Annotated in this window: 11 protein-coding genes and 1 pseudogene; 5 read left to right on the forward strand and 7 right to left on the reverse strand. The window is 71.3% G+C overall.

Features of this window, described 5'->3' with window-relative positions; translation table 11 throughout:
- The 3 genes and pseudogenes from ACWCYO_RS37570 to ACWCYO_RS37580 all read right to left on the reverse strand — a co-directional run.
- Positions 1 to 620 (reverse strand): annotated as a pseudogene (locus tag ACWCYO_RS37570) (histidine kinase); the annotation flags it as partial.
- A gap of 263 nt (positions 621 to 883) precedes the next feature.
- On the reverse strand, positions 884 to 1,570 hold the full coding sequence (locus ACWCYO_RS37575; protein ID WP_270148990.1) for a response regulator: 687 nt from the start codon (positions 1,568 to 1,570) through the stop codon (positions 884 to 886).
- Entirely contained in the window at positions 1,567 to 3,201 is a 1,635-nt protein-coding gene (locus ACWCYO_RS37580) for an ATP-binding protein (RefSeq protein WP_270148988.1), read from the reverse strand. Before ACWCYO_RS37580 ends, ACWCYO_RS37575 begins: the two co-directional genes overlap by 4 nt.
- 261 nt (positions 3,202 to 3,462) lie before the next feature.
- Here ACWCYO_RS37580 and ACWCYO_RS37585 point away from each other — a divergent pair, with 261 nt between their 5' ends.
- The 4 genes from ACWCYO_RS37585 to ACWCYO_RS37600 all read left to right on the forward strand — a co-directional run bounded on the left by ACWCYO_RS37585 (position 3,463) and on the right by ACWCYO_RS37600 (position 7,357).
- Complete coding sequence (locus ACWCYO_RS37585; protein WP_270148987.1) at positions 3,463 to 4,326, forward strand: ABC transporter ATP-binding protein; 864 nt, start codon at positions 3,463 to 3,465, stop codon at positions 4,324 to 4,326.
- Positions 4,323 to 5,231, forward strand: coding sequence for an ABC transporter permease (locus ACWCYO_RS37590; RefSeq protein WP_270148985.1), 909 nt, complete (start codon positions 4,323 to 4,325; stop codon positions 5,229 to 5,231). Before ACWCYO_RS37585 ends, ACWCYO_RS37590 begins: the two co-directional genes overlap by 4 nt.
- Positions 5,232 to 5,312: 81 nt before the next feature.
- Positions 5,313 to 6,398: an ABC transporter substrate-binding protein gene (locus ACWCYO_RS37595; protein WP_270148983.1), complete on the forward strand. Its 1,086-nt coding sequence runs from the start codon at positions 5,313 to 5,315 to the stop codon at positions 6,396 to 6,398.
- A gap of 584 nt (positions 6,399 to 6,982) precedes the next feature.
- On the forward strand, positions 6,983 to 7,357 hold the full coding sequence (locus ACWCYO_RS37600) for an aggregation-promoting factor C-terminal-like domain-containing protein (protein ID WP_270148981.1): 375 nt from the start codon (positions 6,983 to 6,985) through the stop codon (positions 7,355 to 7,357).
- 162 nt (positions 7,358 to 7,519) lie between these two features.
- Here ACWCYO_RS37600 and ACWCYO_RS37605 read toward each other — a convergent pair whose 3' ends face one another.
- From ACWCYO_RS37605 to ACWCYO_RS37620, 4 genes are all read right to left on the reverse strand, one after another.
- Positions 7,520 to 8,737, reverse strand: coding sequence for a PP2C family protein-serine/threonine phosphatase (locus tag ACWCYO_RS37605; RefSeq protein WP_449786726.1), 1,218 nt, complete (start codon positions 8,735 to 8,737; stop codon positions 7,520 to 7,522).
- A gap of 603 nt (positions 8,738 to 9,340) precedes the next feature.
- The gene (locus ACWCYO_RS37610; protein WP_449786727.1) at positions 9,341 to 10,483 is read right to left on the reverse strand and encodes an ABC transporter substrate-binding protein; all 1,143 of its coding nucleotides are present in this window, start codon (positions 10,481 to 10,483) and stop codon (positions 9,341 to 9,343) included.
- Positions 10,480 to 13,116: a SpoIIE family protein phosphatase gene (locus ACWCYO_RS37615; protein ID WP_405000843.1), complete on the reverse strand. Its 2,637-nt coding sequence runs from the start codon at positions 13,114 to 13,116 to the stop codon at positions 10,480 to 10,482. Before ACWCYO_RS37615 ends, ACWCYO_RS37610 begins: the two co-directional genes overlap by 4 nt.
- A 390-nt stretch (positions 13,117 to 13,506) precedes the next feature.
- A complete protein-coding gene (locus ACWCYO_RS37620; RefSeq protein WP_449786728.1) occupies positions 13,507 to 14,040 on the reverse strand; it encodes a hypothetical protein in 534 nt (177 codons plus the stop codon).
- A gap of 171 nt (positions 14,041 to 14,211) precedes the next feature.
- Here ACWCYO_RS37620 and ACWCYO_RS37625 point away from each other — a divergent pair, with 171 nt between their 5' ends.
- Complete coding sequence (locus tag ACWCYO_RS37625) at positions 14,212 to 15,234, forward strand: winged helix-turn-helix domain-containing protein (RefSeq protein ID WP_270148975.1); 1,023 nt, start codon at positions 14,212 to 14,214, stop codon at positions 15,232 to 15,234.
- Positions 15,235 to 15,545 lie beyond the last annotated feature (311 nt).

Below are 15,545 nucleotides of genomic sequence, written 5' to 3' on the forward strand. Positions count from 1 at the left end.
AGCACCGCGTCGTGGTGCTCGTACATCCGCGTCATCTCGGCCGGGCCCAGGCCGTGGGTCTGGCGGCGCAGCCGCCGCCGCACCAGCACCGCCCCGCCGGTGCCCACGGCGAGCGCGGCGGCCGTGCCGAGGAACAGGACCGGCAACTGCCGGCCCACCGCGCTGCCCGCGTGCGCGACGGTGTAGCCGACCTGGACCAGGCCGGCGACCGAGCCGTCCGGCCTGGTGGCCGGCGCGCTGCTCTCCACGACCCGTCCGATGGGCGCGGTGAAGCTGATGGTGATCGGCCCCTTGAGGGCCGGCTGGTACGGGCCGATGAGGTGCTTTCCGATCAGCTCGGGTTGGGCGGTCTGGGCGTAGCGGGTTCCGTCGGGGCCGGCGATCACGACGTAGTCGAAGCCGCCCTTTTCGCCGACGTCCAGGGCCAGCGGCTGCAGCACCGCGGTCGGGTCGGCGCTGTCCAGCGCGTTCACCACCGTGGGGACCTGCGCCAAGGTGACGGCCGCGGCGCGCGTGCGGTGCACGGCATCATGCGTCGCGTAGCCGCGGGCCTGCAGGATGAGCGCCGCCAGCCCGGCGCCGGCCAGCAGCACCACGACGGCCAGCAGCCACAGGAACACCTGCCCGGCGACACTGCGCGCCCACGGCCGCGAGCGCAGCCGACCTCTGGTGGATCGGTGCTCCCGCGGTCCACCGGGTTCCGTCCCCCCAGTGGCGCTGTCCACCATGTCCATGCAGGCCGTCCCCGCGAATCCGGGTCTCACCTCCACGCTGCCACCCCGCCCGGAGGTACGCATGCCCGAAGCCGGTCAGCGCGCCGCCCCACCTGAGGAGCTGCGGCGAGGCGGTGCCGAACCTTCCCGCAGGGACGTCCGGATGCTCGTCAGGTCGTCCGGTAACGGTGCTCCGGGCGGCCGGTGGTGCCGTACTTGAGCTCCAGCCGCACCAGCCGCTCCCGGACCAGGTACGAGAGGTAGCGCTGCGCGGTGGCGCGGGACACCCCGGTCTGCTGGCCGACCTGGGCTGCGGAGAGGTCGCAGCCAGCGCCGCGCAGTGCGGCCAGGATCAGTGCGAGTGTGGGCGCCGAGTGTCCCTTGGCGGACACGGTGGGCAGCGTGCTGGGGCGAGCGGCGCTGAACAGCGCGTCGACCTCGGCCTGGGCCGTGTCCGCACCGGGTTCGAGGGCGTCCACCCGGTCGCGCAGCTCCCGGTAGGCGCCGAGGCGCTCCTCCAGGGCGGCGAAGCCGAACGGCTTGACCAGGTAGCCGGTGGCGCCGAGCTGCATCGCGGAGCGGACCGAGGCGACGTCGCTGGCCGCGGTGATCATCAGAGCGTCGGGCCTCGGCCCGGTCTCCTCGGCCACCAGTCGGCGCAGCAGGTCGAGGCCGCTGCCGTCGGGCAGGTAGAGGTCGAGCAGTAGCAGGTCGGGGCGCAACTCCCGGACGGCGGCCGTGGCAGCCGCCACCGAGCCGGCCTGGCCGACCACCTCGAAGCCGTCCACCCGGCGCACGTAGGCGGAGTGGATGGCGCTCACCCGGAAGTCGTCGTCGACCACCAGTGTCCTGATCACAGCGCACCTTCCAGTACTGCGGGCGCAACCGTGAAGACCGCGCCGAGGGGTGCCGGGTCGTTGTCCGGCAGGGGCAGGACGACGGTGAACACCGCGCCCGGCCCTTGACTGACGGTGATGGTGCCACCGTGCCGCTGCACCAGCCGGTGGACCAGGGCCAGTCCGAGGCCGCGCCGGGCGGTACCCCGGTCGGGGCTGGTGGACCAGCCGTCCTCGAAGATCGAATCGGCGGCGCCGGACGGGATGCCGGGGCCGTTGTCGGCGACCCGGAGGGTGATGGCGTGTTCCTCCTCGGCCAGCGCGAGGATGACCTCCCCGCCGCTGCCGACCGCCTCCACCGCGTTGTCCAGCAGGTTGCCGACGATGGTGAGCAGCCGCTTGAGGTGGCCGGGCTGCTCGGTGAGCCGGGAGTCCTCGCTCAAGCGGATCCGTACCCCGCGTTCGGCGGCGACGGCGGTCTTGGCGACGATCAGTCCGACCATGAAGGGGTTGGCGATCCGGTCCCGGACGGCTTCGGTCAGGGCCGGTTCACCGTGGCTGAGCTCGACGGCGTACTCCAGGGCGGCCTCGTGGTCGCCGAGTTCGAGCAGGCCGGCGAGGGTGTGCATCCGGTTGGCGAACTCGTGCTGCTGGGCACGGAGCGCGTCGGTGAGGCCGCGGACGGAGTCCAGCTCGCGCAGCAGGCCGACCAGCTCGGTCCGGTCGCGGACGGTGACGACCGCGCCGAGTTCGCGGCCGTGCAGCACGACCGGCATCCGGTTGACGGCCAGGCAGTGGCTGTCGGTCAGCACGGTCAGGTCGACGCCCTCCAGACTGCCGTCCAGCGCCCGGCGCAGCCGGCCGTCGGGGAGGACCTCGTCGAGCCGGGAGCCCAGGGCGGTGCCGAGGCCGAGCAGCTGGCGGGCCTCGTCGTTGACCACGCTGATCCTGCCCTGCGGGTCGAAGGCGATCACACCCTCCTTGATGCCGTGCAGCATCGCCTCGCGGTCCTGGAGCAGCCCGGCGATCTCCTCCAGTTCCAGTCCGAAGGTGCTCCGTTTGAGCCGCCGGGCCAGGACGTACGAGGCGATCGAGCCGACCGCGAGGGCGGCTGCCGCGAAGAGGCCGAAGGTGGGGAGTTCCCGGACGAGTTGGCCTACCGCCTGCTTCTCGGCGATGCCGACGGACACCTCGCCGATCACCTCTCCGGCGGAACCGCGCAGCGGGACCTTGGCGTTGGCGGAACGGCCGGTCGCACCGTTGTCCATGCCGGTGTAGGTGCGGCCGTCGAGGACGGCGATCGGCTCCTCCACGGCCTTGCCGATGAGATCGGGGAACGGGTGGGAGTACCGGATGTGGTTCAGGCCGATGACCACCACGTAGGTCGCCCCGGAGGCCCTCTCGATCCGGCTGGCGACCGTCTGGACGACGTCCCCGCCGGTGCCGTCGGCCATGGCCTGGACGATCTGGGGGTCGCCGGCGGCGGTCCGGGCGATGGCGAGCGCGCGGTGCTGGTACTCGTGGTCGAGTTCGTCGCGCTGCGCGTAGGTGAGCAGGACGAAGCCGATGGCGCTGGTGATGGCCAGGATGAGCAGCTGGCTGACCAGGATGCGGGCCGAGAGCTTCCTGCCCTGGCCACGTCGTCGGGCCATCCGGCCACCTCCGTACCGATCACACTCCCTTCGCCGAGCTCTTCCGACCCGGCGCGCGTGTAGGCGAGTGTGCCTGGTGAAACCCGGTTTGCCCAGCCCTGTGCCCGTGCGCAGAACGAGCAGAACTCACCGCAATGCAATGAATCCGCGCAACGTTCGCAAGACTCCCGCCGCCCCGTACGGCCGCCCTATCTTCTCGGCACCACGCAACACCCCGGAAACACGGAAGGGGTGGCAGAGGAAACCAAGGAGGCGGATTCGATGGCTGCGCGAGACGACGCCGCGACGGGCCCGGCCGCAGGACGAACCGTCCGGGAGGACGCCCGGATCGAGATCTCGGGGGTGACCAAGCGGTTCCTGACCCCGAGCGGTGAGGCCTTCACGGCGACTCGTGAGGTGAGCTTCACCGTCGAGCCGGGACAGTTCTGCGCGGTCGTCGGGCCGACCGGCTGCGGCAAGTCGACCACCCTGAGCATGGTGTCCGGCCTGGACCGCCCGAGCGAGGGCTCGGTCAGGGTCGGCGGCCAGGAGGTCAACGGCATCACGGACGGCATCAGCTTCATGTTCCAGGCGGACGCGCTGCTCCCCTGGAAGACCGTGCTGGGCAACGTGGCGATGGGCCCCGTGTTCAAGGGTGTGGGGAAGGCCAAGGCCAACGCCGCCGCCCGGGACTGGCTGCGCCGGGTCGGCCTCGCCGGGTTCGAGGACCACCACCCGCACCAGCTCTCCGGCGGCATGCGCAAGCGTGTCGCGATGGCCGCCGCACTGATCAACGAGCCGAAGATCCTGCTGATGGACGAGCCGTTCGGCGCCCTGGACGTCCAGACCAAAGCGATCATGCAGAACGAGCTGCTGGGCCTGTGGGAGCAGCTGCGTCCTTCGGTCATCTTCATCACCCACGACCTGGAGGAGGCCGTGGCCCTCGCCGACCGGGTGGTGGTGATGACCTCCCGTCCGGGCTCGATCAAGGCGGTCCACGAGATCGACCTGCCGCGTCCGCGCGGCGCGGTGCAGGACATCCGTTTCCAGCCCCGGTTCCTCGAACTCCACCACCAGATCTGGGCCTCGCTCCGCGAGGAGGTCGAGCGCGCCTACGCCGACACGACGGGAGAGAAGAAGTCATGAGCAGCGTCTCCTCCACTACCCCGGCCGACACCAAGACCCTGGCCGGGGCCGGGACCCCGGCCACGGACGCCACGCCCGCGAAGGTCGGCAAGCGCGCGGTCCGCAAGCGCAAGCTGCTGGTCCTGACGGCCCAGTTGGGCCTGGCCGTCCTCGTGATCGGCGGCTGGCAGCTGGTCACCACCTGGAAGTGGCTCGACCCGTTCTTCTACGGGCAGCCCAGCGGCATCGCCCAGCGCCTGGTCGACTACTTCACCAAGGGAGAGCAGGCCACCGAGTTCGGCTCGTACTGGACGCAGATCGGGACCACGCTCCGGGAGGCGGTCTTCGGATTCGCCATCGGCACGGTCGCGGGAGTCGTCCTCGGTGTCCTGCTCGGTCAGAACCGGTTCCTCTCCGACGTGTTGAGCCCGTACATCAAGATCGTGAACGCGGTTCCGCGGATCGTGCTCGGATCGATCTTCCTGGTCGCGTTCGGCCTCGGTGAGACGCCGAAGGTCCTGCTCGCGGCGGTGCTGGTGTTCTTCGTGGTCTTCTTCAACGCCTTCCAGGGCGTCCGGGAAGTCGACCGGAACATCCTCAACAACGCCCGGGTGCTGGGCGCCTCGCCGCTGCAGATCGTGCGCCACGTGGTGCTGCCCTCGGCGCTCACCTGGATCACCGCCAGCCTGCACACCGCCTTCGGGTTCGCCATCGTCGGTGCGCTGGTCGGCGAGGTGCTCGGCGCGCAGGCCGGCCTCGGCCTCGTCATCAAGACCGCTCAGAACCAGTTCGACCCCGACGGCGTGTTCGCCACCATGGCCGTCATCGCGGTCATCGTCCTGATCGCCGAGTGGCTGATCACCAAGCTGGAGCGACGGCTGCTCTCGTGGCGTCCGCCGTCCCCGTCCGAGAGCGCGGTCATCTAGTCCCGCAACGGTTCGCCACGGCTCACCGCAGCTCGCCACTCCGCGTCATCCCCCACGCAGTACCTCCCCGAAGGGACAGCCATGTTCAAGCGGACTCTCACCGGCACCGTCGTCGGCGCCCTCACCCTCGGTCTCACCCTCACCGCCTGCTCCTCCAGCGGCTCCGAGAACAGCTCGGACGCCGGCGGCACCCCGACCGTGAAGATCATGGTCGGCGGTATCGACAAGCAGATCTACCTGCCGTTCCAGCTCGCCCAGCAGCTCGGCTTCTACCAGAAGTACGGCGTCAAGGTGGTGCTCAGCACCGAGTCCGACGCGGTCGGCGCCGAGGACGCGATGGCCTCCGGCCAGGTCGACATGGCGGGTGCCTGGTACATCCACACCATCGACTTCGCGTCGAAGGGCAAGGCGGTCGAGGGCATCGTCCAGTTGTCCGGCGCGCCGGGCGAGAGAGAGATGTGCGCCAACAACAGTGGCGTCCACTCGCCGGCGGACTTCGCGGGCAAGACCCTCGGTGTCACCGACCTGGGCTCGGGCACCGACACCCTCACCGAGTTCATCGCGGCCCAGAACAAGCTCAGCACCGACCAGTACCACCGGATCGGCGTCGGCGCCGGCGCGACGGCGATCGCCGCGCTGCAGAACGGCAAGGCGGCCTGCGTGATGACCACCCAGCCCACGGTGACGGCCATTCAGAAGAGGGGCATCGGCTACTCGGCGGTCGACCTGGCCACCACCGACGGCGCCAAGGCGGCCGTGGGCGGCCTCTGGCCGTCCGCGAGCGTCCTCGCCCGGACCGACTGGGTCAACTCCCACAAGGACGCGGCCCAGAAGGTGGTCACCGCTCTGGTCGCCACCATGCAGTGGATCAACACCCACTCCGCCGCCGACATCGCCGACGCGCTGCCGCCCGCCTTCACCTCCAACGGCGCGGTGACCAAGGACGACTACGTCACCGCGCTGACCCAGGACAAGGGCCAGTTCCTCCCGGACGGCATCATGCCGGCCGACGGCCCGAAGAACGTCCTGGCGACCGAGAAGCTGGTCGGTGTGAAGAACGTGGACTCGGTGGACCTGGGCAAGACCTTCACCAACGAGTTCGCCCAGGCGGCCGACAAGACCCTGGGCATCACCAGCACCTCGACCCCGGCCGGCTCCGACGGCTGACCCTCCCCCTGGGCCGACCTGCCCTGAGCCGCCCTCCCCCGAGACCCCGGGCGCGCGCTTCCCCGAGATCGCGCCCGGGGAGTCTCCCTGTTCTCGCCGAGGCGGCGGGCGTGTGACGCGGGTCTCAACCGGGGTGATCGCCGGCACTCAGAGCACGGGTGACAACTCGGTCAGCGACGGAGAAACCGGTCAAAACGCCACACAAACAGTGATCCCGGCCACACCTGTAGGGGTCCACTACGAGCGATAGTGGCTACTCCCGGCGCCACCCGCCACCCCTGACCGTGCCATTTTCCCAGCTCAGCACGGTTGCCGACGGTGCGATCAGTCCTGCGGATCAACGCCGGACCAACCCCTTGGATACGACGGCGGATCGTAATAAAGGGGTCTTGTCGACAACGGATCCGACCTGGCAACAATTGCTGCACCCAGCCACACCGGCTCCTGTCCCGCCGGTGAACGGCTAACCGCCAAGTCACGCCCCGCGACCGTCATGGCCCCTGTCCGGCCACGGTCTAGCACGGGGCGCGACTCGGCCCAACCCGATTGAGGTCTTGTTCTACATGCCCAGTTTCAAGCTCCGCATGCGTACCTCTGCCGCCGTTTTCGCCGGTGCCGCCGCCCTGACCGCCCTGGGTGCCGCCGTGGTGCCCGCCGTCGCCTCGGCCGCGGACGCCTCCCCGCAGGCCATCGCCGCCCAGGTGGTGCCGGCCGACCAGCTGGCCTCGTTCAGCCAGATCATCTCCCACGAGTCCGGCTGGAGCGTCACCGCGACCAACCCGAGCTCGGGCTCCTACGGCCTCGGCCAGGCCCTGCCGGCCTCCAAGATGGCCTCGGCCGGCGCGGACTGGAAGACCAACCCGGCCACCCAGATCAAGTGGGCGCTGGACTACATGAACACCCGCTACGGCAGCCCGAACGCCGCCTGGGCCTTCTGGCAGACCCACCACTGGTACTGAGCCGACCCCTCGGCCCGGCGACACACCCGCGACCTTGACCACCCTCCCCCTCACCCCGGGGGCCGGACAGGGACCAACTGGGATGACCCGAGAGGGCCCGCGCCCGCGCGATCCGCGTGGCGCGGGCCCTCTCGCGGTCGGCCGTGCGGGGGCGACAGCGCGTCACGGGTGCTGCGGGCGCCATTCGAAGATCAGGATGGTCGCGTCGTCCCGCAGCCGGTCGCGCTGGTGGTCGAGGAGGGCGTGGATGAGCAGCCGCAGCACCTCGGCCGGGCGCTGGCCGGCGGCGGAGGAGCGGATGATGAAGTCGGTGAACTGGGCGAGACCGAACTCCGCACCGCCCGTGTCGCGTGCCTCCACGACGCCGTCGGTGTAGAGCAGGACGCGGTCGCCCGGTTCCAGTGTCGTCTCGTGGACCTGCCGGGCTGCCGGGGCGAGTTGGCCGGCCAGGCCGATCGGGGGCTGCGGGGGGCTGTCCAGCGCTCCGTGGAGCACCCGGTCGGCACGGATCAGCAGTGGCGGTGGGTGACCGCAGTTGATCCAGTGCAGCACCCCGGTCTCCGCGTCGAGCCTGCACAGCACGCCGGTGCAGAAATGGTCGGGCAGCCATCGGGCGAGCGCCTGGTCGGCGGAACCGACGACGTCGGCCGGGGTGTGGTCGGCACGGCGCGCGTTGCGCGCCGCCGCCATGGCGACCGAGGTGGTCAGTCCGGAGGTCAGATCGTGACCCATGGAGTCGAGGATCATGGTGTGCAGCACGTTCTTGATCACCGAGTGGTCGAAGGCGTCGCCGGCGACGTCGTACGCCGGTTCCAGGACCGCGGTCGAGACGCACCGGCTGCTGCCCACGGTGTGGGGCGGCAGGAAGGCCCGAAGCATCTCGGCGGGCAACCCCATGGTCCTGGTGCGGGCGAGGGAGGCGAGCCAGTCGCTGTAGGTGCGCTTGGAGGTGATCAGCATGGCGAAGAAATGGCCCAGCATCCGGCTGCGGCGCATCCGCACGCCGTCGAGCGCGGCGGTCCGCACCGCCAGCACGCCCAGCCGCTCCGCGCCGTCGACCAGCGGCATCCAGACGATCACGCCGCCGTCGTCGGCTGCCACCTGCGGGGAGACCCTGCGGTACGCCCAGCCGGCCGGCGAGCGGTCCACCGGCAGCGGTTCCGAGGCCTCGTCGAGTGGGACGAGCAGCCGTTGTTGCAGGTCGACGAGGTAGATCAGCGCGGCGTCCATGCCGAGGGCTTCGGCGCACCGGTTCGCCAGGGCGGGCAGTTCGACCGGTAAGGCCGTCTGCGCCTCGATGATCAGCTCTTCCAGCAGACGCTCGTCGACAGCGGTGTCGGGACCGGCGGACGCGTGCGGTGGGTCCGACACGGGGATCACCCCTTCCGTGCCCAGTCTCACACCGATCCCGGCCTCTCTCACGTCAGGCACCATCGCGCAGGTACGGGCGGCAGACGTAGCCCGTGGCAGCCGTTCGCGGAGGGCGACGGCGAATTCCTGCGGGCGGACCCGGGTGGCCGGTCAGGCGAGGGTCTGGCAGCGGAGGTCAGGCCTTGGACCAGCGCCGGCTCGCGCCGACGGTGCAGATTGCGAGGACCGGGGTGCCGTTGCCGGTGGCGGCGCCGGTGAGGTCCAGGCACAGACCGGAGGGGACGCCCCGGATGGTGCCGTCGGGGTCGAGCGTCCACTGCTGGTAGGACTGACCGGCTGGACCGGGTAGGAGGCGCCGCTGACGGTGGGGCCTGAGGCGGTCGAGGCGGGCGGCCGGCGATTTGCACCCGGTCGATCGGCTTCGCCCGACCGCGGGTTCCGGGTGTTCAGAACGGTAGGCAGGGCGTCGGTCGTGGTCAACGGCCCGATGGCCTATGACTTGCCATACGTTTCCGTGATTTCCGCTCCCGACGGTCGGTCGCCGTCGGCGCGGTCGTGATTCATGGCGGATTCATCCGGTCGAGGCGCCGTCGGCTGGACACGCCCCCGGCGTCAGCCGTTCGCGACTGCCTTCGCCCAGCCCGCGGCGACCACCTGCTTCGCCTTCTCGGTCTGCGCATCCGTCGGGAACTCGGGCGTTCCCTCAACCGTCGGCAGTCTCGCGAAGGCGGCCTCGTCAAGGGTGCCGTCCTTCTTCATGGCGTCGAGCAGTACCGGGCGGGCGTAGCCGGTGAGCCGGAGGTTCTGACCCTCGGTGCTGAAGAGGTACTCCTGCCACAGGCGGGCGGCCGCCGGATGTGGGGCGTCCTTGTTGATCGCCAGCGCGTAGTACTGGGCGAAGCTGCTGTCGAAGGGGATCGAGACCTGCCAGTTGACGCCTTTGCTGCGGAGCTGGTCGGTGTAGTTGAGGTTGACGAAGTCCCAGTTGACGCTGATGGGCGTCTGGCCGCTCGCGACCGTGGCCGAGGTGGCATCGACCGGGTTGAGGTTTCCCGCCTGCTTGAGCTTGGCGAAGAAGTCGAGGCCGGGCTGGATGTCGTCGAACGATCCGCCGTTCGCCAGGGCCGCCGCGTACACGCTGGCGAATCCGGTCTCGGAGCGGGTGGGGTCGCCCTCGAGCGCGACCTCGCCCCGGTAAGCGGGTTTCAGTAGATCGGCGAAGGTCTGGGGACAGACCTCGACGCGGCTCGCGTCGCAGCCGATGGAGATGTAGCCCCCGTAGTTGTCGGACCAACGGGCCTGGGGGTCCTTCTGGTTGCTCGGGATCGAGCGGTACGCGGCGACCTTGTACGACGCGAGCAGGTTCTGCCGGCCCGCTGCCCGGGCGAACGCGTCCCCCACGTCGATGACGTCGGGGGCACTCTGCTGGGTCCCGTTCTTCTTGATGGCGTCGATCTCGTCCTGGCTGTGACCCAGAGGATCGTCGACCGTGACCGTGATCCCGTACTTCTTCTCGAAGCCGTCGATCAGGCCGCCGTAGCCGGCCCAGTCGCGGGGGATCGCGATCGCCCTGAGCGTGCCCTCCTTCTTCGCCGCGGCGGTCAGTGCGTCCATGCCGCCCACGTCCTTCGCGGAAGTGGCCACCGACGGGTCCTTGGGTTTGGCAGGCGGTGTGTGGCCGCACGCACCCAGGCCCATGGCCAGGAGGACCAGGCAGCCGGAGACGGTCGCCGTTCGGGCACGGGATGCGGTCACGATGGCTCCAGACGTCCTTCGGTGGTCACGAGCGGGATCTCGCCGGGACCTTCCACTGCCGGGGTGTCGCTCTCGTGGATGTGCTGTTCGGCCCAGATGACTTTGCCGTTGGGGGTGTAGCGGGTGCCCCAGCGCTCGGAGAGCTGGGCGACCAGGAACAGCCCGCGCCCGCCCTCGTCGGTGCTGACCGCGTACCGCAGGTGCGGGGAGGTGCTGCTGCCGTCGGAGACCTCGCAGATGAGTGCGCGGTCACGGAGCAGCCGGAGCCGGATCGGACCGATGGCGTACCGGATGGCGTTGGTGACCAGCTCGCTGACGATGAGTTCGGTGGTGAAGGCCATCTCGTCCAGCCCCCACTCGGTGAGCCGCTCCGCGACGCCGACCCGGATCCGGGCGACGGCGGCCGGGTCGGCCTGGACGTCCCAGACGGCGACCCGGTCGGCGGGCAGCGCCCTGGTCCGGGCGACCAGCAGGGCGATGTCGTCGGTCGGGTTGGCCGGCAGCAGGGCGTTCAGCACCGCCTCGCAGGTGGCGTCGGGACTGCGGTCGCCCTGGCCGAGGGTGGTGCGCAGCAGTTCGAGGCCGACGTCGATGTCCCGGGAGCGGTCCTCGACCAGCCCGTCGGTGTAGAGGACCAGCCGGGTGCCCTCCCGCAGCTGTAGTTCGGCGGTCTCGAACGGCAGACCGACCAGGCCGAGCGGCGGCCCGGCGGGCAACTCGGGGAACTCCACCGAGCCGTCCGGGTGGACCAGGGCCGGCAGCAGGTGCCCGGCCCGGGCCATGGCGCAGCGCCGGGTGACCGGGTCGTAGATGGCGTACAGGCAGGTCGCGCCGGTGATGGCGTCGCCGTCCTTGGCCGCCCGGTCCTGGTCGATCTGGTTGACCAGGTCGTCCAGGTGGCTGAGCAGTTCGTCCGGGGGCAGGTCGAGGGAGGAGAAGTTGTGCACGGCGGTGCGCAGCTGGCCCATGGTGGCGGCGGCGTGCAGGCCGTGGCCGACCACGTCGCCCACCACCAGGGCGACCCGGGCGCCGGGCAACGGGATCACGTCGAACCAGTCGCCGCCCACGCCGGCCTCGGCGGGCAGGTAGCGGTAGGCGACGTCCAGGGCGCTCTGCTCGGGCAGTCCGCCGGGTAGCAGGCTGTGCTGGAGGGTGACGGCCAGCCGGTGCTCGCGGGTGTAGCGGCGGGCGTTGTCGATGCAGACGGCGGCCCGGGCGACCAGCTCCTCGGCCAGCGAGAGGTCGTCCTCGTCGAAGGGCTCCGGTGAGGCCGCGCGCCAGAAGACGGCCACGCCGAGGACCTGGCCCCGGGCGAGCAGCGGCACGCTCAGCCGCGAGTGGATGCCGTGGTCGACCGTGCGCCGGGCCCGCTCCGGGGCGTCGCCGTGCCGGACGGCGGCGCTGGTCAGATCCGCCTCGATCACGGACTGTCCGGGCTGCGGGCTGCGGCCGAGCGGGGCGGTGGGAACGATCGGAATGGTCGCACCGACGGGATGGAACGGCGTGTCCGGGTGGACGCCGCTCAGCCCGGCGCGCTGCAGTTGGAGGATCCGGGTGCCGGTGGGCTCGTCGCCGTGCAGAACGGGCTCCGCGAGGTCGACGGTGGCGTAGTCGGCGAAGCTCGGGACGGCCGCCTCGGCGAGTTCCTGGGCGGTGCGCACCACGTCGAGTGTGGTGCCGATCGTGTTGCCGGCTTCGTACAGCACGTTGAGGCGCTCGCGGGCCGCCTCGGCCTTGTCGGACAGGGCGCGCAGCTCGGTGGAGTCGCGCAGGGTCGCGACCTGCCCGGGCGGTCCCCCGTTGCGGTCGGTGGCCCGGATGTTCACCGAGAGCAGGCGGTCGGCGGAGCCGGCCACGGCATCGGTGACCACTCGCCCGGAGGCCAGCAGCTCGGCGGCCGGGTGGCCCAGGCCCAGCTCGGTGATCGAACGGCCTTCGCAGTCGACGGGCAGGCCGAGCAACCGGGCGGCCTCGTCGTTGGCCAGCAGCAGCCGGCCGTCCTCGCCGAGGATCACCACGCCCTCCCGGACGGCGTGCAGCACGGCGTCGTGGTGCTCGTACATCCTGGTCATCTCGGCCGGGCCCAGGCCATGGGTCTGCCGCTGCAGCCGACGGCTCACCAGGCTCGCCCCGGCCGCGCCGATGGCAAGAGCCACCGCGGCACCGCCGAACAGGACCGGCAGCTGCTGGTTCACCCTGTGCTGCACCTTCTCGACCGTGACCGGGGAGGCGACGATGGCGACGACGGAGCCGTCGGCGGCCTTGACGGGTACCGCCGAGATCACGGAGAGGCCCAGCGACCCGCGGAAGGTCCTGGTGAAGGGCTTGCCGGTCGCCGCCTGCGCGTAGGGACCGATGACGTGCTTCCCGATCTGGTTCGGGTCGCTGTGGGTGAGCGCGATCCCGTCCAACCCGTAGACGATGATGGCGTCCACTCCGGCGGCCTTCCGGGCCGCCTCGGCGGACGGCTGCAGGGCTGCGGTCGGGTCGGGGCCGCTCAGTGCCGTCAGGATCCCCGGAGAGTTCGCGAACGCCTGCGCCGCGGCGAGTGTCCGGCCCTGGGCATCCGCCGTGTCGTCGCGCCGGGCCCCGACGACGAGAGCCGCCAGCGCGGCGACGATGATCAGCAGCATCACCGCCAGTTGCAGGAGGAACACCGGGCCGGCGAGGCTGCGCGGGCTCAGCAGGTCCTTGAACAGCCGCCTCGGCCTTCCCGCCTGCGGCCGGCCGTCTTCTCGGCGTCCTTGCCCGCTGCGCCTCGGACCGGGAAGCCGCCCGGGCACATCAGCACTTCTCTGCAAGTCGACCAAGCCAGGCCCAGCCTTGCTCCAGAACAACGAGGGACAAATCCCATTGTCAACGGCAAACGGACCGATCTCGACCGGCGATCCGCGTTCCCGGCGGATCAGCGGCGGGTCGGGCGGGGCGAGAGGGCGGATTGGTGCAGGTGAGAGGCGCAGTGCCGACCCTCGGGGCCCCCGGGTCCGCCCGCACCCCTGTTGCGGGGGGACCCGGGGGGCCGGTCAGGCGAGGGTCTGGCAGAGGTTCTCCACCTGGTGCTGGGCCAGCACCTCGACCTGCTGGTCCGGGTGCACCAGCAGCACCGCGCCGCCGCTGAACACGTAGTCGCCGACCGCGTGGTACGGGTTGCCGGGGTGGACCTTGGCGGAGATGTGCGAAGACCGGGGGACGTCCCACAGCGTGCTGCCGTCCGGCAGGCGGTACTCGGTGGCCCGGCCGCTCTGGTCGCGGTCGACCTGGGCGCCGGTGTCCACGTCGGTGTAGCGCAGGATCAGCGGCCCGCGCCAGAGGACCTTCTCGGGAGAGCCGTCCGGGTAGCGGCCGACGGTCTTGGTCTCCTCCTGGTCGAGCAGGTCGGTGATGTGCAGGTGGAACGGGCAGAGCGTCCCGGCGGGCGCGTCGTAGTCCTGGCCGTGGTACGGCTGCCAGCCGTCATCGTCGTCGGCCTGCGCCGCCGGGGACGCCAGCACGAGGACGGCCGTCGCCAGGGCCGCGGCAAGGGCGGCCGATCGGGTGCGGTACGACGGCATGCGCATGGACGCCTCCTGGGTGTCGGATCGGGACCGGAACGGCCGCCCGGAAGCCCACTGCCGCCGCGGCCGTGCACTGGGTATCGTCGGACCGGGGCGGCGCCGACGCGAGGTTTTCGGCCTGAGCCGAAAGCCCGGGAACGCCGGGCCGGGTGGGAAGGGCGGGAAGGGCGGGGCGTGGTGCTGCGGATCCACTTCACGGCCGAGGACCTGCTCGGCACCCGGTTCGCGGACGGGCCGGCACCGCTGATGGAGCTCGAGCTGGCCGTCGCCATGCTGCAACGGCCCGGTGCGGACCCGGCGTTCGCCCGGCGGACCCGCCTGCTCGGTGCCACGGCCGCCCGGTCCGTCGTGCCGCTGACCGAGTTGGTCCCGGTGACCGGCGCGGGTCCGTTCTTCCTCGATCCGCTCAGCGTCGACCTGGAGCACGGGCTGGAGTCGGTGCGTTCGTCCACCAACGCGCTGGTCCGCCGCGAGCTCGATCGCATCTGCCGCAACGGGCTGCCCGTCACCCCGCTGATGCGGGGCCTGGCGAACGGTGATCGGCAGGCCTGGCGGTACCTGGAGAGCAGCCTGCGCGCCTCCCATTCGGCGCTGATCGACGCGGTCTGGCCGAGGCTGCGCACCGGCTTCGACATCGACCTCGCCTGGCGCGGGCAGGTGCAGCGCGAGCAGGGGCTGCGCGGGATGCTGGCCGGCCTCTATCCGGGCAGCCGATGGCACGGCAGCACGCTGGAGATCGCGGTTTCCAGGCAGCTGGACTTCCGTCTGGAGGGCGGCGGCGTCCTGCTGCTGCCGTCCGCGCAGTGGACCGGGGAACCACTGTGCGGCCCGCTGCCGGACGGACCGCTGCTGCTGGTCTACCCGGCGCTCACCCTGCTGCCCCACCTTCCCGAGGAGGCGCCGGCACCGGGGGCGGCCCCGGAGGAACCGGTGGCAGCCCTGCTCGGCCGGACCCGCTCGGCGGTCCTGCGGCTGACCCTGCGCGAGCCGACCACCAGTCAACTCGCCCGCGAGCTGGGCATCTCGGTGGCCAGCGCCTCCGAGCACGCCCGGGCGCTGCGGCGGGCCGGGCTGGTGAGCACGGTACGGGCCGGTCGGGCGGTGCGCCACAGCTGCACCCTCCTCGGCCATCGGCTGCTCGCCGCGGCGCGGTCCCCTGCGCCGCAGCCCGCCCCGGCCGCGCAGGGGCGGCGGTGACCGTGAACGGGCCGCCTCCCACGCGGGATCTCCCCTGGCCGCCGCACGGGTCCGCGCTCGTCGGCAAGACCCAACCCGCATCGGCCACACCTTGTTCATAGTTGCTTATACTTTTGGGCATTCGAGCAATTCTGAGCAATTGTGGAGACGAGCGTGATCGTCACAGGTCGCATTGCCCTGGCCGGTGCCCGACTGGTCCTGCCCGGTGGCGTCGTCGAGGGCGGCCGCCTGGCCGTCGAGGGCGACCGGATCGCCGCACTGACGAGCGGGGAGAGCGAGCCGGGCGACCTCGACCTGACCGGCCACACCGT

Source organism: Kitasatospora sp. NPDC001683, assembly GCF_053596495.1.

Bases quoted from the DNA above. Each gene is read 5' to 3' on its own strand.
- ACWCYO_RS37600 (WP_270148981.1), top strand. From the start codon at position 6,983: ATGCGTACCTCTGCCGCCGTTTTCGCCGGTGCCGCCGCCCTGACCGCC.
- ACWCYO_RS37590 (WP_270148985.1), top strand. From the start codon at position 4,323: ATGAGCAGCGTCTCCTCCACTACCCCGGCCGACACCAAGACCCTGGCC.
- ACWCYO_RS37595 (WP_270148983.1), top strand. From the start codon at position 5,313: ATGTTCAAGCGGACTCTCACCGGCACCGTCGTCGGCGCCCTCACCCTC.
- ACWCYO_RS37585 (WP_270148987.1), top strand. From the start codon at position 3,463: ATGGCTGCGCGAGACGACGCCGCGACGGGCCCGGCCGCAGGACGAACC.
- ACWCYO_RS37580 (WP_270148988.1), bottom strand. From the start codon at position 3,201: ATGGCCCGACGACGTGGCCAGGGCAGGAAGCTCTCGGCCCGCATCCTG.
- ACWCYO_RS37615 (WP_405000843.1), bottom strand. From the start codon at position 13,116: ATGCTGCTGATCATCGTCGCCGCGCTGGCGGCTCTCGTCGTCGGGGCC.
- ACWCYO_RS37620 (WP_449786728.1), bottom strand. From the start codon at position 14,040: ATGCGCATGCCGTCGTACCGCACCCGATCGGCCGCCCTTGCCGCGGCC.